Annotated in this window: 19 protein-coding genes, 1 tRNA gene and 1 pseudogene; 14 read left to right on the forward strand and 7 right to left on the reverse strand. The window is 64.8% G+C overall.

All coding sequences use genetic code 11. The annotated features are described in order from the left end of the window. Window positions 1–61 precede the first annotated feature (61 nt). The 7 genes from ACVOME_RS02585 (at window position 62) to ACVOME_RS02615 (ending at window position 8,627) form a co-directional block, all read left to right on the forward strand. A complete protein-coding gene (locus tag ACVOME_RS02585; protein ID WP_053516122.1) occupies window positions 62–1,009 on the forward strand; it encodes a bifunctional riboflavin kinase/FAD synthetase in 948 nt (315 codons plus the stop codon). Continuing rightward, window positions 1,006–3,837, forward strand: a complete 2,832-nt coding sequence (gene ileS, locus ACVOME_RS02590; RefSeq protein ID WP_065181117.1) for an isoleucine--tRNA ligase — start codon at window positions 1,006–1,008, stop codon at window positions 3,835–3,837. Before ACVOME_RS02585 ends, ileS begins: the two co-directional genes overlap by 4 nt. Beyond that, window positions 3,837–4,361, forward strand: a complete 525-nt coding sequence (gene lspA / locus ACVOME_RS02595) for a signal peptidase II (protein WP_065174616.1) — start codon at window positions 3,837–3,839, stop codon at window positions 4,359–4,361. Before ileS ends, lspA begins: the two co-directional genes overlap by 1 nt. 27 nt (window positions 4,362–4,388) lie before the next feature. Further along, window positions 4,389–5,339, forward strand: coding sequence for a 4-hydroxy-3-methylbut-2-enyl diphosphate reductase (gene ispH / locus ACVOME_RS02600; RefSeq protein WP_053516117.1), 951 nt, complete (start codon window positions 4,389–4,391; stop codon window positions 5,337–5,339). Window positions 5,340–5,541: 202 nt separating this feature from the next. Beyond that, window positions 5,542–7,425: a M61 family metallopeptidase gene (locus ACVOME_RS02605; RefSeq protein ID WP_481504685.1), complete on the forward strand. Its 1,884-nt coding sequence runs from the start codon at window positions 5,542–5,544 to the stop codon at window positions 7,423–7,425. Continuing rightward, on the forward strand, window positions 7,422–8,087 hold the full coding sequence (locus tag ACVOME_RS02610) for a lysoplasmalogenase (protein ID WP_481504686.1): 666 nt from the start codon (window positions 7,422–7,424) through the stop codon (window positions 8,085–8,087). Before ACVOME_RS02605 ends, ACVOME_RS02610 begins: the two co-directional genes overlap by 4 nt. A gap of 33 nt (window positions 8,088–8,120) precedes the next feature. Further along, the gene (locus tag ACVOME_RS02615) at window positions 8,121–8,627 is read left to right on the forward strand and encodes a hypothetical protein (protein ID WP_481504687.1); all 507 of its coding nucleotides are present in this window, start codon (window positions 8,121–8,123) and stop codon (window positions 8,625–8,627) included. A 357-nt stretch (window positions 8,628–8,984) separates the two neighbouring features. Here the strand turns inward: ACVOME_RS02615 and ACVOME_RS02620 are convergent, their stop codons facing one another. Genes ACVOME_RS02620 through ACVOME_RS02630 form a run of 3 tightly spaced genes read right to left on the reverse strand, consistent with a single transcriptional unit; the run spans window position 8,985 to window position 13,233 of the window. Further along, window positions 8,985–11,774 carry a TonB-dependent receptor plug domain-containing protein gene (locus ACVOME_RS02620; RefSeq protein WP_262219222.1) on the reverse strand — a complete coding sequence of 930 codons (2,790 nt, stop codon included), beginning with the start codon at window positions 11,772–11,774 and terminating at the stop codon, window positions 8,985–8,987. A gap of 14 nt (window positions 11,775–11,788) precedes the next feature. Next, on the reverse strand, window positions 11,789–12,757 hold the full coding sequence (locus ACVOME_RS02625; RefSeq protein ID WP_111185707.1) for a FecR family protein: 969 nt from the start codon (window positions 12,755–12,757) through the stop codon (window positions 11,789–11,791). Then, a complete protein-coding gene (locus tag ACVOME_RS02630) occupies window positions 12,754–13,233 on the reverse strand; it encodes an RNA polymerase sigma factor (protein WP_229765781.1) in 480 nt (159 codons plus the stop codon). The genes ACVOME_RS02625 and ACVOME_RS02630 overlap by 4 nt, the downstream gene beginning before the upstream one ends. Window positions 13,234–13,707: 474 nt before the next feature. Here ACVOME_RS02630 and ACVOME_RS02635 point away from each other — a divergent pair. The 3 genes and pseudogenes from ACVOME_RS02635 to ACVOME_RS02645 all read left to right on the forward strand — a co-directional run. Next, window positions 13,708–14,033: pseudogene (locus tag ACVOME_RS02635) on the forward strand (autotransporter outer membrane beta-barrel domain-containing protein); the annotation flags it as partial. Window positions 14,034–14,104: 71 nt separating this feature from the next. Further along, complete coding sequence (locus ACVOME_RS02640) at window positions 14,105–15,109, forward strand: 2-hydroxyacid dehydrogenase (protein ID WP_053516243.1); 1,005 nt, start codon at window positions 14,105–14,107, stop codon at window positions 15,107–15,109. 51 nt (window positions 15,110–15,160) lie between these two features. Beyond that, window positions 15,161–15,236 (forward strand) — tRNA-Thr (locus ACVOME_RS02645). Window positions 15,237–15,527: 291 nt separating this feature from the next. Here the strand turns inward: ACVOME_RS02645 and ACVOME_RS02650 are convergent. The 3 genes from ACVOME_RS02650 to ACVOME_RS02660 all read right to left on the reverse strand — a co-directional run bounded on the left by ACVOME_RS02650 (window position 15,528) and on the right by ACVOME_RS02660 (window position 17,689). Further along, window positions 15,528–16,016 carry a hypothetical protein gene (locus ACVOME_RS02650; RefSeq protein ID WP_197600867.1) on the reverse strand — a complete coding sequence of 163 codons (489 nt, stop codon included), beginning with the start codon at window positions 16,014–16,016 and terminating at the stop codon, window positions 15,528–15,530. A gap of 11 nt (window positions 16,017–16,027) precedes the next feature. Further along, complete coding sequence (locus ACVOME_RS02655; RefSeq protein WP_346475526.1) at window positions 16,028–16,891, reverse strand: hypothetical protein; 864 nt, start codon at window positions 16,889–16,891, stop codon at window positions 16,028–16,030. 375 nt (window positions 16,892–17,266) lie between these two features. Continuing rightward, complete coding sequence (locus ACVOME_RS02660) at window positions 17,267–17,689, reverse strand: VOC family protein (RefSeq protein ID WP_197600844.1); 423 nt, start codon at window positions 17,687–17,689, stop codon at window positions 17,267–17,269. Between the two features lie 321 nt (window positions 17,690–18,010). Here ACVOME_RS02660 and cyoA point away from each other — a divergent pair, with 321 nt between their 5' ends. From cyoA to cyoD, 4 genes are read left to right on the forward strand one after another with little or no spacing between them, the layout of a single operon-like run. Further along, window positions 18,011–19,051 (forward strand): ubiquinol oxidase subunit II, encoded by a 1,041-nt coding sequence (gene cyoA, locus ACVOME_RS02665; RefSeq protein ID WP_053518989.1) that lies wholly within the window; start codon window positions 18,011–18,013, stop codon window positions 19,049–19,051. Between the two features lie 2 nt (window positions 19,052–19,053). Then, window positions 19,054–21,051, forward strand: coding sequence for a cytochrome o ubiquinol oxidase subunit I (gene cyoB / locus ACVOME_RS02670; protein WP_053518988.1), 1,998 nt, complete (start codon window positions 19,054–19,056; stop codon window positions 21,049–21,051). Then, window positions 21,048–21,686, forward strand: coding sequence for a cytochrome o ubiquinol oxidase subunit III (cyoC, locus tag ACVOME_RS02675; RefSeq protein ID WP_481504688.1), 639 nt, complete (start codon window positions 21,048–21,050; stop codon window positions 21,684–21,686). Before cyoB ends, cyoC begins: the two co-directional genes overlap by 4 nt. After that, window positions 21,686–22,027, forward strand: coding sequence for a cytochrome o ubiquinol oxidase subunit IV (cyoD, locus tag ACVOME_RS02680; RefSeq protein ID WP_197572121.1), 342 nt, complete (start codon window positions 21,686–21,688; stop codon window positions 22,025–22,027). The genes cyoC and cyoD overlap by 1 nt, the downstream gene beginning before the upstream one ends. A gap of 115 nt (window positions 22,028–22,142) precedes the next feature. Here the strand turns inward: cyoD and ACVOME_RS02685 are convergent, their stop codons facing one another. Further along, window positions 22,143–24,200, reverse strand: coding sequence for a putative bifunctional diguanylate cyclase/phosphodiesterase (locus ACVOME_RS02685; protein WP_481504689.1), 2,058 nt, complete (start codon window positions 24,198–24,200; stop codon window positions 22,143–22,145). Window positions 24,201–24,349: the final 149 nt, after the last annotated feature.

A 24,349-nucleotide genomic window follows, 5' to 3' on the forward strand; every position in this document is an offset into this window, starting at 1 on the left:
GGCTATACTTCAGGGTTACACCATTGAAGCGGCGGCCCCGGGTGGGCCGGAACGGGAGTTGATGAGCAGGCTGTTCAGAAGCGTCGAGGGCGGGGAGCTGTTCCCCAACGGAAGCGTGGTCTGCATCGGTGCATTCGACGGCCTCCATCTGGGGCATCGTGCACTGGTGCGGCATGCCGTTGCGCGCGCGCGCGCCTTGGGCGTGGCTGCGGTGGCCGTGGCGTTCGAACCGTTGCCCCGTGAGTTCTTCGCCCAGGGCACACCACCACCGCGCCTGACGCTGGCACGCAGCAAGGTCGAGATGCTGCGCGAGCTGGGGGTGGACGCGGTGGGGCTGCTGCGCTTCGATGCAGCGATGGCGGCGATGCCGGCCGAAACCTTCGTCCGCCAGCTGCTGGTGCGGCGACTGAATGCCCGCGAAGTGTGGATCGGGCCGGAGTTCTGCTTCGGCAACCGTCGCCGCGGTGATCTGGCCCTGCTGCAGAAGCTGGGTGGCGAGCTGGGCTTCAGCGCGGGCGAGATCGAGGCGGTCGACCTGCACGGCGAGCGCATTTCCAGTACCCGCATCCGCCAGCTGCTGCAGTCCGGCGATTTCGCCCGGGCCGGCGATCTGCTCGGTCGCCCTTACGCGATCAGCGGGCGCGTGGTGCGTGGTCGCCAGCTCGGCCGCACGCTGGGCTTCCCGACCGCCAACCTGCGTTTCCCCAAGACCCCGGCGTTGTCGGGCATCTACGCGACCTGGGTGCACGGTGTGTTCGACCAGCCCTGGCCGTCGGTGTCCAGCTTCGGCACGCGGCCGACGGTGGAGGGCGTGGAGCCGCTGCTGGAAGCCCACCTGTTCGATTTCCAGGGTGACCTGTACGGTCGCCACATCGATGTTGAATTCGTCGCCAAGCTGCGTGACGAAGAGAAGTTCAATGATCTGGCGGCACTGACCGACCAGATGCACCGCGACGCCGAGCAGGCGCGCGCCATCCTTTCCGAACATAGATTGCGAGCCACTGCGTGAGCCAGGACTACAAGACCACCCTGAACCTGCCAGCCACCGATTTCCCGATGCGCGGCGACCTGCCCAAGCGCGAGCCGGGCATTCTGGCGCGGTGGGAGGAGCAGGGGCTCTACCAGCAGCTGCGCGACAACGCCGCCGGCCGCCCGCTGTTCGTGCTGCACGACGGCCCGCCGTATGCCAACGGCCGCATCCACCTGGGCCACGCGGTCAACAAGATCCTGAAGGACATCATCGTCAAGTCGCGCTACCTGGCCGGTTTCGATGCGCCCTACGTGCCCGGCTGGGACTGCCACGGCCTGCCGATCGAGATCGCGGTGGAAAAGAAGTGGGGCAAGGTCGGCGTGAAGCTCGATGCGGTTGAATTCCGGCAGAAGTGCCGTGAGTTCGCCGAGGAGCAGATCGACATCCAGCGCGTGGACTTCAAGCGTCTGGGCGTGACCGGTGACTGGGACAACCCGTACAAGACCCTGAGCTTCGACTTCGAGGCCAACGAGATCCGCGCACTGGCCAAGGTGGTGGCCAATGGCCACCTGGTGCGGGGTGCCAAGCCGGTGTACTGGTGCTTCGACTGCGGTTCGGCGCTGGCCGAAGCCGAGATCGAATACCAGGAAAAGGAATCGCCGGCGATCGACGTGGCATACCCCGCGCGCGATCCGCAGGCCATCGGCCAGGCATTCGGCGTGAGCGTGCCGGCCGATGTGGACGTGGCGGTGCCGATCTGGACCACCACGCCGTGGACGCTGCCGGCGTCGCTGGCCGTGTCGCTGGGTGCGGACATCCGTTACGTGCTGGCCGAAGGTCCGGCGCACAACGGCAAGCGCCGCTGGCTGGTGCTTGCCGCTGCGCTGGCTGGACGTGCGCTGCAGCGCTACGGCGTCGAGGAGGTGGTACTGCACGGCGAAACCACGGGCGCTGCACTGGAAAACCAGCTGCTGTCGCATCCGTTCTATGCCGGGCGCGCGATCCCGCTGCTCAACGGCGACCATGTGTCCGACGAAGACGGTACCGGTGCGGTGCACACCGCTCCTGGACATGGCCAGGAAGACTACGTGGTCAGCCAGAAGTACGGCCTGCTCGACACGTACAACGCCGGCCAGGTGACGCCGATCGATGGCCGTGGCGTGTACCTGGAATCGACGCCGCCGGCCGGTGACGTGGTACTGGCCGGCCAGCACCTGTGGAAGGCGCAGGAGGCCATCATCGGCGTGCTGCGCGACAACGGCACGCTGCTGGCCTTCCACCCGATCCGCCACAGCTATCCGCACTGCTGGCGCCACAAGACGCCGGTGGTGTTCCGTGCCACCCCGCAGTGGTTCATCTCGATGGACAAGGCCAACCTGCGCAGCGATGCGCTGGCCGCGATCGACACCGTCGGCTGGTTCCCGGCCTGGGGCAAGGCGCGCATCCAGAGCATGGTCGATGGCCGTCCGGACTGGACGATCTCGCGCCAGCGCACCTGGGGCGTGCCGATCGCACTGTTCACCCATCGCCAGACCGGCGAGATCCACCCGCGCTCGGTGGAGCTGATGCAGCAGGTTGCCGACCGTGTCGAAGCCGAGGGCATCGACGTGTGGTACTCGCTGGATGCAACCGAACTGCTGGGCGCCGAAGCGGCCGACTACGAGAAGGTCACCGACATCCTCGACGTCTGGTTCGACTCAGGTGTCACCCATGAAGGCGTGCTGGCCGCGCGTGGCTTCGGCAAGCCGGCCGACCTGTATCTGGAAGGCTCGGACCAGCACCGCGGCTGGTTCCAGTCGTCGCTGCTGACCGGCGTGGCAATCGACAGGCGTGCGCCCTACAAGCAGTGCCTCACCCACGGTTTCACCGTGGACGAGCACGGCCGCAAGATGTCCAAGTCGCTGGGCAACGGCATCGAGCCGCAGGACATCATGAACAAGCTGGGCGCGGACATCCTGCGCCTGTGGATCGCCTCGGCCGACTACAGCAACGAGATGTCGCTGTCGCAGGAAATCCTCAAGCGCAATGCCGACGCCTACCGTCGCCTGCGCAACACCGCGCGCTTCCTGCTCGGCAACCTGGACGGTTTCGATCCGGCCCGGGACCTGCGCCCGCTCGACCAGATGGTCGCGCTGGACCGCTGGATCGTGCATCGCGCGTGGGAACTGCAGGAGAAGATCAAGGCGGCCTACGACGGCTACAACATGGCCGAGATCGTGCAGCTGCTGCTGAACTTCTGCAGCGTGGACCTGGGCTCGCTGTACCTGGACGTCACCAAGGACCGCCTGTACACGATGCCGACCGACTCGCACGGTCGCCGTTCGGCGCAGAGCGCGATGTATCACATCGCCGAGGCGTTCACCCGCTGGGTGGCACCGATCCTGACCTTCACCGCCGACGAGCTGTGGGGCTACCTGCCGGGCACGCGCACCGGCCACGTGCTGTTCACCACCTGGTACGAGGGCCTGGCGCCGCTGCCGGCGGATGCCCAGCTCAACGCTGCCGATTTCGACCAGCTGCTGGCCGTGCGCGAGCAGGTGGCCAAGGTGCTCGAGCCGATGCGTGCCAACGGCGCGATCGGCGCCGCCCTGGAGGCCGAGATCACCGTGGCCGCCAGCGAAGAGCAGGCGGCGCGCTGGCAGCCGCTGGCCGACGAACTGCGCTTCCTGTTCATCAGCGGTGACGTACAGGTGCGTCCGGCAACCACCGACGAGGTGTTCGTCAGTGCCCAGCCGACCACCAAGGCCAAGTGCGTGCGCTGCTGGCATCACCGCGCCGACGTCGGCAGTCATGCCGATCACCCGGAACTGTGCGGCCGTTGCGTGAGCAACATCGACGGCGCTGGCGAAGTTCGGAGCTGGTTCTGATGAGCGCCGCCCGTCCGCATCCCAACGCTCTGGTCTGGCTGCTGCTGTCGGCGGCCATCATCGGCCTGGACCAGTGGTCCAAGGCCTGGGTCCTGTCGAGCCTGCCGGAGTTCCAGCCGGTGGTGGTCATCGATGGCTTCTGGAACTGGTATCGCACCTACAACACCGGTGCCGCATTCAGTTTCCTCAGCGACGCCGGTGGCTGGCAGAAGTATTTCTTCACGGCGCTGGCGATCGCCATCAGCGGCCTGATGGCATGGTGGCTGCGTGGCACCGCCCGTGGCAACTGGAAGGCCGCCGTTCCCTATGCGCTGATCATCGGCGGGGCGATCGGCAACGTGATCGACCGCCAGGTGCACGGTCATGTCGTCGATTTCATCCAGTGGTACGTTGGCAGCTATACCTGGCCGGCGTTCAACATCGCCGACTCGGCCATCGTGGTCGGTGCCATCGGCATCGCCCTGACCGGCCTGTTCGACGGCAGGTCCGCCAAAAAGGCGGATAATGCCACTCCGAAACCGTAAGCCGGCCGCTGCCGGGAGATTGAACTGATGGATGTGCTGCTCGCCAACCCGCGTGGTTTCTGTGCCGGTGTCGATCGTGCGATCGAGATCGTGAAGCGCGCGATCGAAACGCTCGGCGCGCCCATCTACGTCCGTCATGAGGTGGTGCACAACCGCTTCGTGGTCGATGATCTGAAGCAGCGCGGTGCGATCTTCGTCGAGGAACTGGACGAGGTGCCGGACAACAACACCGTCATCTTCAGTGCCCACGGTGTATCCCAGGCAGTGCGCCTGGAAGCGGAGCGTCGTGGCCTGAAGGTATTCGATGCTACCTGTCCGCTGGTCACCAAGGTCCACTTCGAAGTGGCGCGCCATTGCCGTGCGGGCCGCGACGTGGTGCTGATCGGCCACGCGGGCCATCCGGAAGTGGAAGGCACGATGGGGCAGTGGAACCAGGAAGCCGGTACCGGCCAGATCTACCTGGTGGAGGATGTGGAGCAGGTCGCCACGCTGCAGATCAACCAGCCCGAGAACTTCGCCTACACCACCCAGACCACGCTGTCCGTGGACGATACGCGCGGCATCATCGACGCGCTGCGCGAGCGCTTCCCGGCCATGCAGGGGCCGAAGAACGACGATATCTGCTACGCCACGCAGAACCGGCAGGACGCGGTACGTGACCTGGCCAAGCGCTGCGATCTGGTGCTGGTGGTCGGGTCCCCGAACAGCTCCAATTCCAACCGGCTGAGCGAGCTGGCACGGCGCGAAGGCGTCGAGAGCTACCTGATCGACGGCGCCCATGAGATCAACCCGGCCTGGGTGCAGGGCAAGCAGCACATCGGCGTCACCGCCGGTGCGTCGGCACCGCAGGTGCTGGTCGATGGCGTGCTTGCGCGCCTGGCCGAACTGGGCGCCGGCAGTGTGTCCGAGCTTGATGGCGAGCCGGAATCGATGGTGTTCGCGCTGCCGAAGGAACTGCGCCTGCGCCTGATCGACTGACCGGGAAAGGCCTCGTCCACGCACGGCGTGGATCTACTGAAACCGCTCTGGTGGGTGCAAACCAGCACAAGGTGGGTGCGAACCTTGGTTCGCACGCTTTTGGGCATGCGCGGATGGGCAGCCCGCCCATGACCTTTGGCCATGGGGCCGCGCATCCCGCAGGCCTAGCATCGGAGGATTCTCCGCTGTTGGAAGCCGCCCGATGAAGACCCGTGCCCTGGTGATGTCCGTGCTGTTCGCGCTGGCGGCCACACCCGCGCTGGCGCAGAGCCCGCCGCCGGCCGATGCCGCTGCGCACGGCCTGCTGCGCATCGACGTGGACGCGCGCGATCTGGCCCGGCGCATCTTCAAGGTGACCGCCACCGTGCCGGCAAAACCCGGCCCGATGACCCTGCTGTACCCGCAGTGGATTCCCGGCAACCATTCGCCCACCGGCCCGATCGACAAGCTCGCTGGCCTGCGCGTCACGGCCAATGGCAGGCCGCTGGCCTGGCAGCGCGACCAGTACAACGTCTATGCGTTCAAGGTCGATGTGCCGGAGGGCGTCAGCGAGATCGTGGCGCAGTTCGATTTCCTGTCCTCGCAGGGCGGCAACCAGGGCCGCGTGGTGATGACGCCGGAAATGCTCAACCTGCAATGGAACGCCAACGCGCTGTATCCGGCCGGGGTCGATGCACGCCATCTGCAGGCCCAGGCCAGCGTGACCCTGCCGAAGGGCTGGAGCTATGCCACCGCGCTCGAAACAGTCCGGCGCGATGGTGACACGGTGGTGTTCAAGCCGATCACTTTCGACCATCTGGTCGATTCGCCGCTGTTCGCCGGTGAGCATTACCAGCGCATCGATCTGGACCCGGGCGCCAAGGCGCCGGTGCACCTGAACGTGTTCGCCGATGAAGCGAAGTCGCTGAAGCCAACCGAGGCACAGATCAAGGCGCACCGCGCCCTGGTGCAGCAGGCTGACCGCTTGTACGGCGCGCGCCACTACGACCATTACGAGTTCCTGCTGGCATTGACCGACCGACTGGGCGGCATCGGGCTGGAGCATCATCGCTCCAGCGAGAACAGCGCTGCGCCGGGCTACTTCACCGAGTGGGATGACTCGGCATGGATGCGTGACCTGCTGCCGCACGAGTACACGCATTCCTGGAACGGCAAGTATCGCCGTGGCGCGGACCTGGCAACCGACAACTTCAACGTTCCGATGGGTGACAGCCTACTGTGGGTGTACGAAGGCCAGACCCAGTTCTGGGGCCAGGTGCTGGCCGCCCGCTCGGGGTTGTGGTCCACCGATCAGGCGCGCGACATGCTGGCCAATGTTGCGGCGACCTATGATCGCGGTCGCCCGGGACTGGCCTGGCGGCCACTGCAGGACACCACCAACGACCCGACCATCGCCCAGCGGCGCACACTGCCGTATCGCAATTACCAGATGAGCGAGGACTACTACTCCGGCGGCCAGATGCTGTGGCTGGAAGTGGAGGGCAGGCTGCGCGCGCTGACCGGAAACCGGCGCAGCCTGGATGATTTTGCCCGTGCCTTCTTTGGCGTAGGCAACGGTGACTGGGACGTAAATCCGTATACGTTCGACGACGTGGTGGCGACCTTGAACGCCATCGCTCCGTACGACTGGGCCGGATTCCTGCGGCAGCGCCTGGACGGCCATGGATCGCTGACCGGCGGTCTGGAACTGGCCGGCTGGAAGCTGGTCTACCGCGACGCGCCGAACGATGCCTACAAGGCACAGGAAAAGCGTGCCAAGGCGGCGCTGCTGGCGTACTCGCTCGGCGCGACCGTGATGGACAGCGGTGTGGTCGGCGATGTGATCTGGGACAGTCCCGCCTTCAATGCAGGCCTGGCGCCAGGCATGAAGGTGATCGCCATCGGTGACCGCGAGTACAGCAGCGAGCGGTTGAAGGACGCGGTTGCCGTCGCCGCCACCAACAAGGCGCCGATCACGCTGCTGGTCAAGCAGTTCGACCGCATCGAGCCGATCCGGATCGACTATCACGGTGGCCTGCAGTATCCGGTGCTGGAGCGCATTCCCGGCCGCCCGGATCAGCTGGCCGAGCTGTGGAAGCCGCGATGAGACCACGCCTGGGCGGCAGTGCGGTCCTGCTGCTGGCGGTGCTGGCCATCGTCGGTGCATTCCTGCCCGGCGAAGGCCGCTGGCTGCACTGGCTGACAAAGCCGGCAGCGACCCTGCTGATCGCGGCGATGGTATGGCAGGTGCATCCTGCTGGATCGCCGTCGTACCGTCGCGCGGTGCTGGCGGGCATGCTGCTCTCGTGCGCAGGCGACATCGCGCTGATGCTGCCGATGGATGCCTTCGTCCCCGGCCTGCTGGCGTTCCTGCTGGCCCACCTCTGCTACATCGTCGCCTTCCGCGCCGGCCTGCGCGCGGGTCGCGGCCTGGTCGCCGCAGGGGGACTTCTGGGTGTGTTCGCCGCGCTCAACGTGTCCGGTCTATGGCCGCATCTGCCACCGCCGATGCGCATCCCTGTGCTGGCCTATGTGGTGGTACTGGCGTGCATGGCGATCCTGGCGCTGGCGCGGCAGTGGACCCGCCCGCGACCGGACGCTGTCGAAGCGGGCAGTGCGCGCTTGGCGGCAGCCGGCGCCCTGCTGTTCGTCGCCAGCGATTCACTGCTGGCCTGGGACCGCTTCGCCGGTGGCCTGCCGCTGGCAAGCCTGCTGGTGCTGTCCACCTACTACGCGGCGCAGTACGCGATCGCACGATCGGTGCGCTAGCTACTCGCAACCCTGCGTCGTTATGATTTCCTGATGGATAGGGAAATCAGCGCGCTGGCTGCGATCATCGACATCATCCGGGCGGAGTGGTCACATCCTCGGATCGCGACGCATCAGCATGGAAATTGCCCGTTCCTGCTTCGATCCTCCTTTGTACGACGCAGTGCTGCAGCGCCAGAAGATCATCAATTACAGGGCTGTCCAGCGCAGTTGCTCGCCTTCTGGAGACTGTACGCATCGGCGGAATTGTTCAAGGACGATCAATTCGGTCAATGGGGCGTTGAGATGCTCAGTGCAGAAGAGGCGCAGGTTCAGACGGCCTGTCTCGCTAGTTTGCGACCAGTCGATATGCGGGATGGCGATGTCGTATTTGGCCGCTTTTATGGTGATGCAGATCTACTCGTGATGGATGCCTTTGGCGCTGTGCTGGTTTGTCTGCCATTGGACGAGCGAGAAGACTGGCCCAAAGTAGCGGGTTCGCTCGCAGGATTTCTGCTGTTGCTGCTTGACAATCAAGGCGCCAAGTACTGGGAGATCTAACTCGATGGGTGTGCCGCATTGGTCGCCTGGGCGGTCAGCGAAAGGCTGACCAGCAAAGGCGGTGCGCTGGGTAGAGTACCCGTGAGGGGCAGCTTCATGCACTTTGGAGATGCACGTTGTGGCAGTTCCAGAGCAGCCTCATTAATCTTGCTTCCATGCCCGCGTCGCGATATTTGAACTCTCCCGGCTATGCTGCGCGGTGGCCGTCAAAAGCGCCGATCACAATGTGCCGATGGGACGGGCATGGGAGGAGCGTGGGAGGTGAAGCGACGAGGATCAGGAGCGCGCTTCAGAGCCAGAGATGGGTTTTCATAGACCGGTAGAGATCGAAGGAACTGGGCGCGCAGGCTACTACCCTCAACGGAACTGCAGGGTCAGCAGGAAATAGCGGCCCAGCGGATCATCCAAACCCGGCAACTGTCCGCCGTTGCCGACCAGATAGTTCACCGGCTGCCGGTCAAGCACGTTGTGCACGTCCAGCGCGGCGATCACCCGCGGCCCCAACCTGCGCGCCATGTGCAGGTTCCAGCGCAGCTGCCGTGGATTCATGCAATGGTTCATCTCGCGCTGGTCATCGGGGCATTCCGCACCGGGCAGCCAGGCGCGCGTGCGTCCCACCTGGTTGCCGCGCAATGCCACGTCCCATGACGTGTTCTGCCATTGCACGGTGAGGATCGCGGCCATTGCCGGCGTGGCATGGCCGCGAAGATCCACGCTGCCATCCTGCCCTCGTTCGCGGCGCAGCGCCTGCTGTTTCAGCGCGTCCAGTGAGAAAAGCCACTGGCCGGTGTCATCGGTGTCGACGCGGTATTCGCCGCGCATTACCCAATTGCGCGACGTCGTGCGGCCGATGTTGTCGAATGACAGGCGAAGACTGCTCAGCCGCCCTTCGTCATCCAGCTCCCACGTGCTGCGGTTCCATGCCGCGTCGGTGGGCCGCAGGGCAAGGATCTCGTTGCGCAGCTCGACGATGTTGTGGGTCAGTGACAGCGAGAACACGTCGTTGGGCGTCCACGTGGCTGCCAGCGAATGGCTGCGTGAACGCTCCGCCTTCAGCGCGTCGTTCTCGGCGACCTCCACGTTGACCAGGCAGCTGCCGTCGATCGCGGGCTGTGCGCAGGGCGGCAGGCCCGGCGAGGCCGGCAGCGCGACCAGGCCGAAGTAGCCAGGGGGGCGTCGCTGCTCGAACAGGCTGGGCGCACGGTAGCCTTGTCCGCTGGTCAGCAGGAACGACCAGTGGGGCGTTGGACTCCAACGCAGTCCCGCGCGTGGCGAGAACGCCAGGTAATCGCCATCGCGGTCCCAGCGTGCGGCCACGTCCATGCGCAGCGAGCGGCTGAGCGGCAGGCCGACCTCGGCATAGGTGGCTCCGCTGCGACGTGACAGGCGTCGCTGCTGCTGGGGCAGGCCCAGTGCCAGATCGCCCTGGATCAACAACGGATCGGGTAACGAGGCCCATGCTTCGTAGCGCAGATCGACGCCGGTGGCCAGCTGGGCCGGCCCTCCAGGCAACTGCATCAGTTGCCGCTGCATGCCCCACCAGCCCTGCCACTGGTCAGTGCGTCCACGATTGCGGATCGACGGGAACAGCTGTTGCGCTTTGTCCGCACGCAGCGAGGTAAAGCCGGGAAGGTAGTCCAGTGTCTCGGCGGCGTGCAGCAGCGGTTCGGTGCGCACGGTGCCCGGCGTGACCAGCGTGACCTGGCTGCGTTGCGCGCTGATGCCCGCATCCCAGCTGCGTGACTGCTGCTCGCGACCGATACCCAGGGTGATGTCGGCATCGCTGGCGCGCACGTGCGGGCGCACGCTTCCGGCCTCGCGCAGGACACTGTTGAACGTGATGCCGTACAGGCCGATGGCAACGGCGGTCGGCCCCAGATCGAAACGCTGACGATTGTGACTGCCACGTGCTTCCAGATAGGCGTAGCGTCCCTCGCCACGCTCGTGCCGGTAACGCAGGTAGGCCGAGGCAGTATCCGACGCGGGCTGCAGCGAGCGCGGCCGCGCGCTGTCGAACCAGCAGCCATCCTCACGCTGCATCAAGGGACCTTCGCAGAGTTCGGCGGGGATGTACGCGCCGTCGTAGAACGCGCCGATCGGATACAACGACGTTTCCGCATGCCACGCACGGCGATCGCCGGCCACGTGCTCGATGCGATGCAGGTCCAGGCCGGCGAACCAGCGGTCCCCACCTTCGCGTACGCCGCCGTTGGCGATCTGCAGGCGATTCTGCTGCGCGTCGCCGCGGCTGCTGATGCCCGATTGCACCGTCGCCTCCGGGCCTTCGGCCTGTTCGCGCAGGATGATGTTGACCACGCCGGACATCGCGTCGGCACCATAGATGGCCGACGCGCCTCCGCGCACCAGCTCGATGCGTTCGATGAAACTCAGGGGAATGCCGCCCAGATCGGTGAGCCCGCCCTGTTCCAGCGACACCATCGGATAGCGTGGCAGCCGCCGGCCGTTGACCAGGAACAGGGTCGCACGCGGCCCCATGCCATCCAGGCTGGTGGTGGCTGCAGCGCCCACCGGCAGATACTGCGAATCGCCGCCGCGCGACGTGGTCATCGCCGGGTGGCCGTTCATGCCGGGAAGGTGTCGCAACAGGTCGAACAGGCTGCCGTAACCACTGCGCAGGATGTCTTCGCGATCGATGATCGTCATCGGCAGCGTCGTCTGCACGGAGGTGCGCGGCAGGCGGCTGCCGGTGACGTGTACCGGTGCCAGTTCCACCTGCGCGGGGGGCAGTGCGACGGGCGGCGGCGGCTTGGGCGACGTCACGGTCGGGGCACGTGCAGGGGGCGCGGCAGAAGCAGCGACGCGGCGGATGACGAACGCCCCCGAGGGTGTGCGCAGGATGTTCACCGGCATCCCGGAGACCAGCTGCTTGAGAGCGATCGCCGGTGCCTGTCGGCCGTCGGCGCCGGGGGTGTGCAGGCCCGTCAGCTCGCGGGCGTCGAATACCAGGGCGATGCCGCTCTGGCGTGCCCATTGCTGCAGTGCCGGTGCCAGCGGGCCGGGTGCGATGTGGTAGTCGACATTGGCGGGTTGCTGGCCGGCGTGGGCCGGCGCGGCGCTGGCAGCGCCGAACATGACCCACAGCAGCCCCCGGAGCAGCCCCCACTGCAGCGCGCCCGGTCCTGCCATCACCGCCTTTCTCCTCAGTAGGTACGCCGCAGTTCCAGCGCGCCATCCGGGCGCGCCTGGCCGGCAACCGACCATCCCAGCTCCAGCGCAGACAGCAGTTCCTCTGCGTCGCCTGCACGGAAGGTGCCGCTGACCGCGAGACTGGCGATCTCCGGATCGGCGATCACCATCTGCGTGCGGCCGTAGCGGTTCATGCGTTCGACCACGGTTGCCAGGGGAGTGGCATCGAACACCAGCCGTCCCTGCAGCCAGGCCTCAGCCGCTTCGGTCGAGGCGAGCGCAGGGCCCGGCTGTATCCGCCCGGAGGGCAGTACCTGCAGCTGCTGGCCCGGGGCCAGCGTGTGCTGCGCGCTGCCGCTGGTGACCTCCACTGCGCCTTCCAGCAGGGCGACCTCGACATGACCGTCGCGCAGGCGCTCCACCTGGAAGGTGGTTCCGATATCGCGGATCGAACTGTTGCCCGCCTGCACACGCAGGGCCTTGCGCGACGGTGCCACCTGCAGTTGCAGCCGACCCTGCTCCAGGACCAGTTCCCGATGGCGCCAGCCCATGCGCACGGTCAACGTGGTCCCTGCGTCCAGGATGGCGGAGCTGCCATCGGCCAGCGTCTGTTGGCGGGGAGCAAGGCTGTCGTTGGCATAGATGCGGGGCGTGGGATTGCCATCAGTGGCGACCATCCAGCCCATGCCGATGGCAAGACAAAGCGCCGCCGCAGCAGCGACGCCGGGCAGCCAGCGGCGCCGGGCCGGACGCGCGGCGCGCGCCGCCGCCGTGCGCAGCCACGGATCCTGGGCCAGGCCCGCACTCTGCTGATAGAGCGTTTCGGCCTGTACCCACGCCTTGACGTGGCGGGTGTCCTCCGCCAGCCAGTCTTCGAAGCGCTCGCGTTCCTCGGGCGTGCAGTCGTGTGCCTCCAGGCGCGCCACCCAGGCGCTGGCGCGCTCGAACACTCCCGTCTCTTCCGTGTGCCGGGTGCTGATCATTCGTTGTCCCTGTCGTTGTGCAGCGGGTGTGGCCCCAGCTCCTGACGCAGGCCCTGCAGTGCACGGGCGATGTGTTTTTCCACGGTCTTGGCGGTGATGCCACAGTGCTGCGCGATCTGCGTGTAGCTCATCCCGGTGATCCGGTTGAGCAGGTACACCTCGCGCGCGCGCTCCGGCAGTTTGAACAGGGCCTGCCGGAGCAGGGCGAGCATCTGCCCGGATTCGGCCTGGCGCAGCGGGTCGGCTGACGTGCTGGAGGGCTCGTCGCTGCCATCGCGCTCGGCCAGCGACAGATGCGGTCTCGCCTGCGGCGAGCGGCCGCGGTCTGCCAGGCGGTTGCGGGCGATACGATACAGCAGCAGGCGCAGTTCCTCGGTGCCGTGCGCGCGATAGCGGATCAACCGTTCCATGCAGTCCTGGGCGATGTCCTCCGCATCCTCCGGGCCCACCCCACGGGTACGCAGGAAAGTGCACAACGGCGCGCGCTCTTCCCTTACGAACGTGATGAAGGCGTCCGGAGGCCCAGGCGGATCCGGTGCGCGATGGATCAGGGGGGACGAAGCGGACAGGGCTGGCCTCGGGCAACGATGAGGGAGGGGCGTCACCGAGTTTTACGCGACGATGACCGGATGGGGAAGAGCCGCCGGACTGCACATGCCGATCATGAATTCGTTCACTTTTCTCCCGGGTGGCCACTGGGGGTGTTGGCGCCATTTCTGCGTTTTTGCCTTTGCCGGAGGCTGTATTTCTCCTGTGGAAGCGTTGAGAGCGCTAACTAAGCCACGGTTTTGACTGTCAACTTGATCTGAATATGTTCATTATTTTTCGTGATACGCAGTGGCGAAGGGTTTCCCTCTCTGGCGTTTAGCTTCCCGTCCGCGTGTTGCGGGGGAGAGAGAACGATATGAAGCAGGAGTCTGGCCTTGGCCGGCCTGATTGGTGTTGGCGTCATGGTCAAGGCTGATGACGCCATGGCAATGAACTATCACGTGCAGGGAGACCGCATCTTCCTCAGCGGTGGCGTCACCTTCGCCGACGTCGTTTCGCTGCCGGGGGTGATTCGCACGTCCGGCCTGAACACCATCGTGTCAGGCGACTGCATCTCGTCCTGCTCGATCATGCAGTCCGGTGGCAAGGAAGACTATCTGGCCGGCGATCTGCCGATTGTCGATTCGGCGGAGATCCACGCGGGCAACAACGGCGACATTGGATCTGCGAGCCGTCACCGTGCATGACCCAGATCTACACTGGGACACCCGGCGCAGCATCGCCGGCATCGAGGGCCTGCAGGACCCGTTGCGTGCGCCTGCGGTATGGTTCGGCATGGAATTCCAACCAGGCCCCTCCATGCAGATCGCAGTCTTCAGCGCCCGGCCCTATGACCGCCGCTTTCTTGACGAGGCCAATCAGCGCGGCGCCGCAGAACAGGATTTCGCGTTCGTCTACTTCGATGCCGCGCTCGACCTGCATACCGCCACGCTGGCACAGGGCTGCGACGCCGTCTGCGTGTTCGTCAATGATCGTCTTGATGCCCCTGTGCTGCAGGCCCTGCACGCGCAAGGCGTACGTGCCGTGCTGCTGCGGTGCGCCGGCTTCAACAACGTCGATCTCGCCGCTGCGACGTCGTTGGGCCTGTTCGTCGCGCGCGTGCCGGCCTACTCGCCTGAAGCCGTCGCCGAGCATGCACTGGCCCTGGTGATGACCCTCAACCGGCAGACACATCGCGCATACAACCGCGTGCGCGAAGGCAACTTCATGCTCGATGGCCTGCTCGGGCACACCCTGCATGGCCGCACTGTCGGCATCGTGGGCACCGGCAAGATCGGCGTGGCGACGGCGCGCATCTTCAAGGGGCTGGGCTGCACGGTGCTGGGCCATGATCCCTATCCATCGGCATCCTTCGCCGGGCTGGGAGAAAACGTGGCTCTGGCCGAGCTGTTGTCCCGCGCCGACATCGTGTCGCTGCACTGCCCATTGACGGCGGACACCCATCACCTGATCAACGATGCGTCGCTGGCGCAGATGAAAGCGGGTGCCATGCTGGTCAACACCTCGCGTGGCGGTCTGGTCGACACCCATGCGGTCATCCGCGCGTTGAAATCACGCCGGCTGGGCCACCTGGCCATCGACGTGTACGAGCAGGAAAGCGCGCTGTTCTTCCAGGATCTCTCCGGGGAAATCATCGATGATGAAGCATTCCAGCGCCTGATGACCTTCCCCAACGTACTGGTGACCGGCCACCAGGGCTTCTTCACCGTGGAGGCCCTGCAGGAGATCTCGGCGATCACGCTGGGCAACCTGGCGGATTTCGCAGCCGGGCGGGCATGCGCGAACCGGGTGGAGGCAGGCTGACCGAGGGTGGATTGACCACCGGGCAGGGGAGCCCGTAAAATCGCGTGCTCGGCCGGAATAGCTCAGTTGGTAGAGCGGCGCATTCGTAATGCGTAGGTCGCAGGTTCGACTCCTGTTTCCGGCACCATGTTTGATGAAAAAGCCCCGGCCCTGGTCGGGGCTTTTTTGTGTCTGGTGGCGCCTGGCCATGCCCGGCGGAATACGAGTTCCCCAGCAGTGAGCGATGACGATCAGTCAGAGTTCCAGTTGTGCAGGGTGGGGCAGCGTTGATCGGCGGATCCCTGCTCGAGTTCCAGGATCCGCCGTCTTGCTACCTGGAGGTGATCAGTCTCCAGACCGTTGAAGGTTCAAGCGTGCTTCATGACTGACACCAGCGTGGCGCTGCGGTCGCAGTTGCCTGTGCGTTCGCTGCCGGCATTCACTGCTGTTCGATGGGGCCAACTATGACCCGCCCGCAACAATCACCACCGCCGCCACCACCACCACCACCACCCCAATCGCCCCAGCTACCACCGCCGTAGCCTCCGCCGAAGTCACCACCACCGCCGCCACCACCGCCCTGCGCGGGTGGGGGCAGAACGGTTGAAATGACCGTTCCGGAATTGAAGCGATCATTTCCGCGCCAGGTGTACTCGACGCATTCGATGCCGTTGCAGACCACTACCGTATCGCCTGTCTTCAGCCCTTGGGCACCCCAAGAGTTCAATCGCCCTTTTTCGCCCAGTAGTACACTGCGGGTGCTTCCATCCGGGTCAGGCGTGCTTACTGCGCAATGACCGCACTGCAGGACACTGGCTCGCTTGGCTGCATCCGCCGTATCAATGGCCGCGCAGAACGCAGCTGCAAAAGCCGAGGCACAGATCACTCCCTTGAAACTTGCAGCGTTTGCAAAACGCTTACTCTGCATGCTTGATTTCCTTATTGTTTAACGCAGCATTTGTTGTAGATCTCGTCAGAAGCAGACTTCACTCGCATCATTTCCCTTGCGTTCAATCTCCTTTCCATATCGGACACCTGGTCCGGGGCGATAAAACTGGAGTTCACCCTGCTCACCACGCGCGAGTACGCGGCTGCCATGACAGGGTCTGCATCGACCACGCCGCCGTAGGTGTAGGCGCTGGCGAGATCCCAGAGGGCAGAGACGTTTCCTTGACTGGAAAGCTCTGTCAGGTACTGCCGGGCATTGCTCCGCCATTCAGCCACCTTGTCTGGATCGCCGACCGCCTTGTCCAGCGAGCCCAAGACTTCCTCCGGCGAGTTCGCATACGTCCTCATCGCCGACTGCGAACCCATCGCGGCGGCAGTCGACAACCAATCTTCCTCATAGATCTCTTTGTGCAGAACCAGGGATTCGCATTCCTTGAGTTTTTGTTCGGACCTCTGCAGGAACTGCCCTTCGTTTCCAACCGATCTGGCCGACTCCGCAAGTTCATCCGCGTGCTGCGAAGTAAAGGTCTTGCACTCCCTTACCGTCAGGTAGATGTCGTAGGCCGCGTTCGCGTCACCTGCTCTGGATCGGTCGATCAACTGCTTTACGTGTGCCAGTGCCTCGCCGGGAGGCCGGATGTGGTTGCCGCGGATGATTTCGTAGGCTTTGGGGCCCATGGGCTTGAACGAGCCTTGCGGAATCTTGTTCTCTGCTTCAAGTCTCTGCGCCGCTGCGAGTGACGGTACTGAAGCAGCGCCGTTCTGGCCCTGCGTCAGCGCCACTACGCCGGTGTTGGCGCCGGGAGCGGGTATCTGCGAATTGGAGTAGATCGCGGCAAACGTGATCGCCGCCATTGCCCCTGCTACAACTGTTCCTGTAAGCCATCTGTTCATTGGTCGATATGGGTCTCTTGGTGGAGTGCGCGGTCAAAGACAGCCATTCCGGATCGGTGCGGGCGCAAGCCTCCTGCGCGGAATCCAGACGATTCCGCAGGCAGCTTTTCAACATAATTTAAGGGTGCTGAGTGTCGGCCCTGCACCACGTTGGTGGTCCGACACATCGACATGCGAATCCCCGATTTCAGGATGTGATAACGCTGCATGGGGCAAGTCTCCCCCAGGACTGCATCTGATTGTTCATGATGCATTCATGCTGCATCGGAGTGGCATTAACGACACGCATCGCGTTGCTCGCCCAGATACGCCCGATATCCCGATCACCGTCCGCGCTCATGTGGTTGCGGCTGGCCCCTTCAGTTCAAGGGCGTTGCCATCGGGGTCGTTGAAATAGAGCGATGGTCCATCGCCCTCGGCGCCGAAATTGACTTCGGCCGGGCCGGTTACCGGCACGCCAAACACCTGCAGGTGTGCCACCAGCGCCGCCTCGTCGAAGGGAGTGATGCGCAGGCACAGATGATCGGTGTTGCGACCCTGCACATCGGGCCCGCGCCCGCCGCGCTGGCCCAGCGAGCCGTCCAGGCTCACCAGGTCGATCATCGAAGCCCCGGCGCGCAGATGCACCAGGCCCAGATGATCGCGCCGCCGCACCACTTCGCAGCCCAGCACCTGCTCGTAGAACGCCACGCTCCGCGTCAGGTCGCGAACCCGGAACACCACGTGGTCGATGCGTTCAACACTAAACGGCCTTGCCACCCGATCCTTCCTCCCTGTAGGGGTGTTGTTGCCTGAATGCGTTCATTCGACTTTGCCGAACGAGGGATTCCGGCGTGGCGACACCTGCGGCTGCGATGCTCCGCGCCCCATTGCGCGCACGGTGCGACAACGTGTCGCAGCCAGAATGGGGCCTTTCCTGCGGAGGATCATTGTCAATGCCTTTCTTAAATGGTGGGTGACGGCCTAAAATTGCAAGGCTGACTCGACCCCACCTCCCTGCCTGTCTCCGGACGGGTGGGACCGGCTTTGGCCGGAGCGGGCAGGACGGGGAACGGCATTCCCTCGCAATTGGATCGACCGATGATTCCGTTGAAAACCCTTGGGCGCTGGTTGCGCCCGGGCCTGCTGCTCGCAGTGCTGGTGATGCTCACCGGCTGCGATGCCGTGGCCATCCTCAGTCCGAAGGGCCAGATCGGCCAGGATGAGAAGACCCTGCTGATCACGGCCACCGTGCTCATGCTGCTGGTCGTCATCCCGGTCATCATCATGACCCTGACCTTCGCGTGGAAGTACCGCGCTTCCAACACCAAGGCCCGTTACGAGCCGAAGTGGTCGCACTCGACGGCGATCGAGGTGGTGGTGTGGTCGATCCCCTGCATGATCGTGCTGGTGCTGGCCGTGCTGACCTGGCGCTCCTCGCACGCGCTGGATCCGTACAAGCCGCTGGAATCGGACGTCAAGCCGGTCACCATCGAGGCGATCTCGCTGGACTGGAAGTGGCTGTTCATCTATCCGGAAGAGAAGATCGCGGTCGTCAACGAGATCAAGTTCCCGGTCAACACTCCGCTGAACTTCAAGATCACCTCCGACACGGTGATGAATGCCTTCTTCATCCCGCACCTGGGCAGCATGATCTATTCGATGGCGGCGATGGAGACCAAGCTCCACCTGATCGCCAACGAAACCGGTGAATTCCCGGGCATGTCCTCGCACTACAGCGGTGCGGGCTTCGCCAAGATGCACTTCACTGCCTATTCGGTCACCGATGCCGAGTACCGCCAGTGGCTGGACCAGGTCCGCGCCGGTGAGCAGACGCTGGACAAGGCCTCGTTCAAGGCCCTGGGTGAAGCGCGCAATGCCGAGTGGTATCCGGTGACCTACTACGGCCGGTCCGAGGAGGGCCTGTTCGACTGGGTCATCGCCAAGCACATGGGCGACAACAAGCACTACGGCATGAAGCACGCCCATGCGGGCGCCGCTGCCGCCGATGCTGCCAGCCATGAAGGGCACGAAGGCCACGCCCCGAGCGAAGAGCACAAGTCCAAGGAGTCCGGGGAAAACCTGGATGCCACTGAACACGAGCACGCCGGCCACGCCGGTCATGCGGGCTCGGGAGAATGAACATGCTGGGAAAACTCTCTCTTGAGTCGATCCCCCACGATCCGATCGTGCTGACCACACTGGTCGGTGCGGTGCTGGGTGGCCTGGGCGTCGTCGCCCTGATCACCAAGTTCAAGCTGTGGGGCTATCTGTGGAAGGAGTGGTTCACCTCGGTGGATCACAAGAAGATCGGCGTGATGTACCTCATCGTCGCCTTCGTCATGCTGCTGCGCGGTTTCTCCGACGCGATCATGATGCGCACCCAGCAGGCCATCGCCGTCGGTGGCTCCGAGGGTTACCTGCCGCCGCACCACTACGACCAGATCTTCACCGCCCACGGCGTGATCATGATCTTCTTCGTGGCGATGCCGTTGATCACCGGCCTGATGAATCTGGCCGTGCCGCTGCAGATCGGTGCGCGCGACGTCGCGTTCCCGTTCGTCAACTCGCTCAGCTTCTGGCTGTTCGTCGCCGGTGCGGTACTGATCATGCTGTCGCTGTGGATCGGTGAGTTCGCCGCCACCGGCTGGCTGGCATTCCCGCCCTTGTCGGGGATCGAATACAGTCCAAGCGTAGGCATGGACTACTACATCTGGGGTCTACAGGTGGCGGGTCTGGGTACCACGCTGAGTGGTATCAACTTCTTCATCACCATCCTCAAGATGCGCACGCCGAGCATGAAGCTGATGCAGATGCCGGTGTTCACCTGGACTGCCCTGGTGACCAACGTGCTGATCGTCGCTGCCTTCCCGGTGCTGACCATCACCCTGGTGCTGCTGACCCTGGACCGTTACCTGGGTACGCACTTCTTCACCAATGACGGTGGCGGCAACGCCATGCTGTACATCAACCTGATCTGGATCTGGGGCCACCCGGAGGTGTACATCCTGGTCCTGCCGGCGTTCGGCGTGTTCTCGGAAGTGATCGCCACGTATTCGCGCAAGGCCCTGTTCGGTTACAAGGGCATGGTCTACGCCACCGCCTGTATCGGCGTGCTGTCGTTCATCGTGTGGCTGCACCACTTTTTCACCATGGGTTCGGGTGCCAACGTCAATGCCTTCTTCGGCATCACGACGATGATCATCTCCATTCCCACGGGCGTGAAGATCTTCAACTGGCTGTTCACCATGTTCCGCGGTCGCGTGCAGTTCACCACGCCGGTGCTGTGGACGATCGGCTTCATGGTCACCTTCACCATCGGCGGCATGACCGGCGTGATGCTGGCCATCCCGGCCATCGATTTCGTGCTGCACAACAGCCTGTTCCTGATCGCGCACTTCCATAACGTGATCATCGGCGGCGTGGTGTTCGGCATGTTCGCGGGCATCACCTACTGGTGGCCGAAGATGTTCGGCTTCCGCCTCAACGAGTTCTGGGGCAAGTGCGCGTTCTGGTGCTGGTTCATCGGCTTCTACGTGACCTTCATGCCGATGTACGTGCTGGGCTTCATGGGCATGACCCGTCGCCTGCAGAGCACGGTCAATCCGGCCTATGAGCCGCTGCTGCTGGTTGCTGCTGCAGGTGCCTTCATCGTCGGTGCCGGCATCCTGTGCCAGATCATCCAGGTGGCCGTGTCGATCCGCGACCGCAAGAAGACCGTCGACCTGACCGGCGATCCGTGGGATGCCCGTACGCTGGAGTGGGAAACCTCTTCGCCGCCGGCGTTCTACAACTTCGCCACGCTGCCGGACGTCACCGAGCTGGACGATTTCTGGGAGCGCAAGCAGCGCGGTGAGGCCTGGCCGAAGCCGGCGAAGTACACCGACATCCACATGCCGCGCAATACCGGCACGGGTGTTGTCATCGGTGCCTTCAGCCTGGTGTTCGGCTTCGCGATGATCTGGCACATCTGGTGGCTGGCCATCGTCGGCTTCGTCGGCATGATCGCCACGTTCATCTACCGCACCTTCGACCAGGACGTGGACTACTGGGTCCCGGCCGCCGAGGTGGAACGCATCGAGAACGAACACCGCAAGCACCTGGAAGCCCAGGGCCTGGTGAAGTCGGAGCTGAAGGCATGAGCACCAATACCTCGACCCTGAGCCACAGGCACGCCGCGCATGCGGCGGCCCATGGCCATGACGACCACGAGCATCACGACACCGGCGGCAACACCGTCTTCGGTTTCTGGGTGTACCTGATGAGCGACTGCCTCATCTTCGCGTCGCTGTTCGCCACCTATGTGGTGCTGGCCGGCGGCACCGATGGTGGCCCCGGTCCGAAGGACCTGTTCGAACTGTCGTTCGTGGCCTGGGAAACCGCGCTGCTGCTGACCTCCTCGCTGACCTTCGGTCTGGGCATGATCGCCCTGCACCGCAAGCAGGTGGGCCAGATGTACCTGTGGCTGGCAATCACCTGGCTGCTGGGCTTCGGCTTCATGTGCATGGAAGTGTGGGAATTCCAGCACCTGATCCACCAGGGCTATGGTCCGGACCGCAGTGCCTTCCTGTCGGCGTTCTTCGCCCTGGTCGGTACCCACGGCCTGCACGTCAGCGCCGGCCTGCTGTGGCTGCTGGTGATGTTCGTGCAGCTGAAGAAGTACGGCCTGACCCCGACCAACAAGACCCGCATGGCGTGCCTGAGCCTGTTCTGGCACTTCCTGGACCTGATCTGGATCGGCGTGTTCTCCGTCGTCTACCTCAATGGAGCGCTGTAATGGCACATGACAACCAAGCACACGATCATGGCACCGGTGGCGAAAGCCACGGCAGCGTGAAGTCGTACCTGATCGGCTTCGTGCTGGCAGTGGTGCTGACCGTCATCCCGTTCTGGATGGTGATGTCGGGCGACTTCTCCCGCACCGTCAACGGTGTGGTGATCGCGATCACCGCCGTGCTGCAGATGCTGGTCCACCTGGTGTTCTTCCTGCACCTGGACCGCTCCTCGGAGAGCCGCTGGAACGTCAACGCTGCTGCCTTCACCATCGTGGTGATCGGCATCATCGTGGTCGGCACCCTGTGGGTCATGCACAACATGAACGTGCATATGATGCACTGACGTCCCCGCGACGTTGCCACGCAGAAAGGCCGCCCCCGGGCGGCCTTTCTGTTGTCGGGTGGATGGGGTCGGACCCCATGTCGCAGGCGAGGGCTCCGACCTCGCACGCCGGGCCTCACCCCACCTTGCGCAGGAACTCCTCGGCATCCATCGGCCGACCCAGGTGGTAGCCCTGCAGCTGGTCGCAGCCCAGTTCGCTCAGATACTCGCGCTGGGCCTGGGTCTCCACGCCCTCGGCCACCACCTGCAACTGCAGCGTACGGCCCAGGGCGATGATCGAGGAGACGATTGCGGCGTCTTCGGCATTGCGTTCCAGGTCGTGCACGAAGGCCCGGTCGATCTTCAGCTCGGTGGCCGGCATGCGCTTGAGGTAGAGCAGGCTGGAATAGCCGGTGCCGAAATCGTCGATGGCGATGTGCACGCCCATCGCGGTGAGATCGTTGAGAATCGCCAGGCTCGCGTCGACATTCTTCATCGCAGTCGTTTCGGTGATCTCAAGCGTCAGCAGAGGCGGATCGATGGCGTGTCGTTCCAGCGCCGCACGCACGCTGGCCAGCAGCGTCGGCGAGGCGAACTGCAGGGGAGACAGGTTGACCGCCATCGTCCAGCCGCGATGGCCGGCATCATGCCACGCACGCAGCTGGGCGCAGGCGCGATCCAGCACCCAGTCACCGATCGGCAGGATCAGCCCGCTGCGCTCGGCGATCGGGATGAACACGTCCGGTGCCAGCAGGCCCAGTTCCGGGTGCTGCCAGCGCAGCAGCGCTTCGGCGCCGCTGGCGGGGGCATCGGCGGCGGGAAATTTCGGCTGGTAGTGCAGCACCAGTTCGTCCCGGGCGACGGCCTTGCGCAGATCCTGCAGCAGCCGCAGCTGGCGGTTTGCACTGAGCTGCATCGAGGGAGTGAAGAACGTGTAGCCGTTCCGGCCGGTGTCCTTGGTGTGGTACATGGCTGCATCGGCGTGGGCCATCAGCTCGCGTTCGTTGCCGGCGTCGTCCGGGTACAGGGCGATGCCGAGGCTGGCGCTGACCTGCAGCTCTGCCGCGTCGAGAATGAAAGGCTCGCTGGCCGCGGCGATGATGCGCTCTGCGACGACCACGGCGTCATCCGGGATGTCGATCGCCAGCACGATCACGAATTCGTCCCCGCCCAGGCGCGCGAAGGTGTCCTGCGGTCGCAGCAGGCCGCCGATGCGTTGCGCGACGGCGACCAGCAGGCGATCACCCAGTTGATGACCGTAGGCGTCGTTGACCGCCTTGAATCCGTCAAGATCGCAGAACATCACGGCCACCGCGTGCTGGTGCCGGCAGGCCTTCTCGATGGCCTGTTCGATGCGGTCCTGCAGCAGCATGCGGTTGGGCAGCTGGGTCAGCGGGTCGTGCAGCGCAGCCTGGATCAGCCGGTTGTTGGCGTGCGCCAGCGAATCGGCCAGCAGCCCGGTGCGGACCCGCATCTGGCGATCGAACAGGGAGGCCACCAGCGCGATGCCAAGCGTCGCCACGGTGGTGACGATGACCAGTACCGCCAGCCAGCGGGCATCGATGCCGCCATTGACCACGGCACCGCAGATGCTGCCGTCCGCGAAGCGTGCGGCGGCCATGCCGGTGTAATGCATGCCGACGATGGCCAGCCCCATCACCAGCGAGGCGAGCAGGCGCAGGCGCAGCGTGTTGCGCTGCTCGGTGCGCAGGCGGAAGGCGATCCACAGCGCAGCGCCGGCTGCGCCGATGGCCACCACGATCGATGTCGCGAACCATCCTGGGCGGTAGTCGATGCCGGGCTGCATGCGCATGGCGGCCATGCCCAGGTAATGCATGGCGGCGATGCCGGTGCCCATCAGCACCGCACCGGCCAGCAGCCGCCGTCGCGGCAGGCTGGGGCGGGAGACCAGCCACAGCGCATAGGCCGATGCGCCGATCGACACGGCCAGGGAGTAGAGGGTGATGGCCAGGTCGTAACCGATCGGGATCGGCAGGTCGAACGCCAGCATGCCGATGAAGTGCATCGACCAGATGCCCAGGCCCATCGCGGCGGCGCCACCAGCCAGCCACCAGCGGGCGACGCGTCCCTGCGCGCTGGCGACACGCCCGGCCATGTCCAGGGCCGTGTACGAAGCAAGAATGGCCACCAGCAGAGAGATGGCGACCAGGCTCTGACTGTAACTTCCAGTCATGTTGAATCCAGTGGGAAAGGGAGGGGCGCCCGCAAGGCGCACGCCCGCGACCCCTATCGGCGCAGGTGGGCGGTACTTGAGCGGTCGCAGCACCTGCGACCGGGCTCGGCTATCCTGCCACGCCCGTCCCCGCCGCAGGAAATTCCCAG

The sequence above is a fragment of the Stenotrophomonas sp. STEN008 genome (assembly GCF_056760435.1).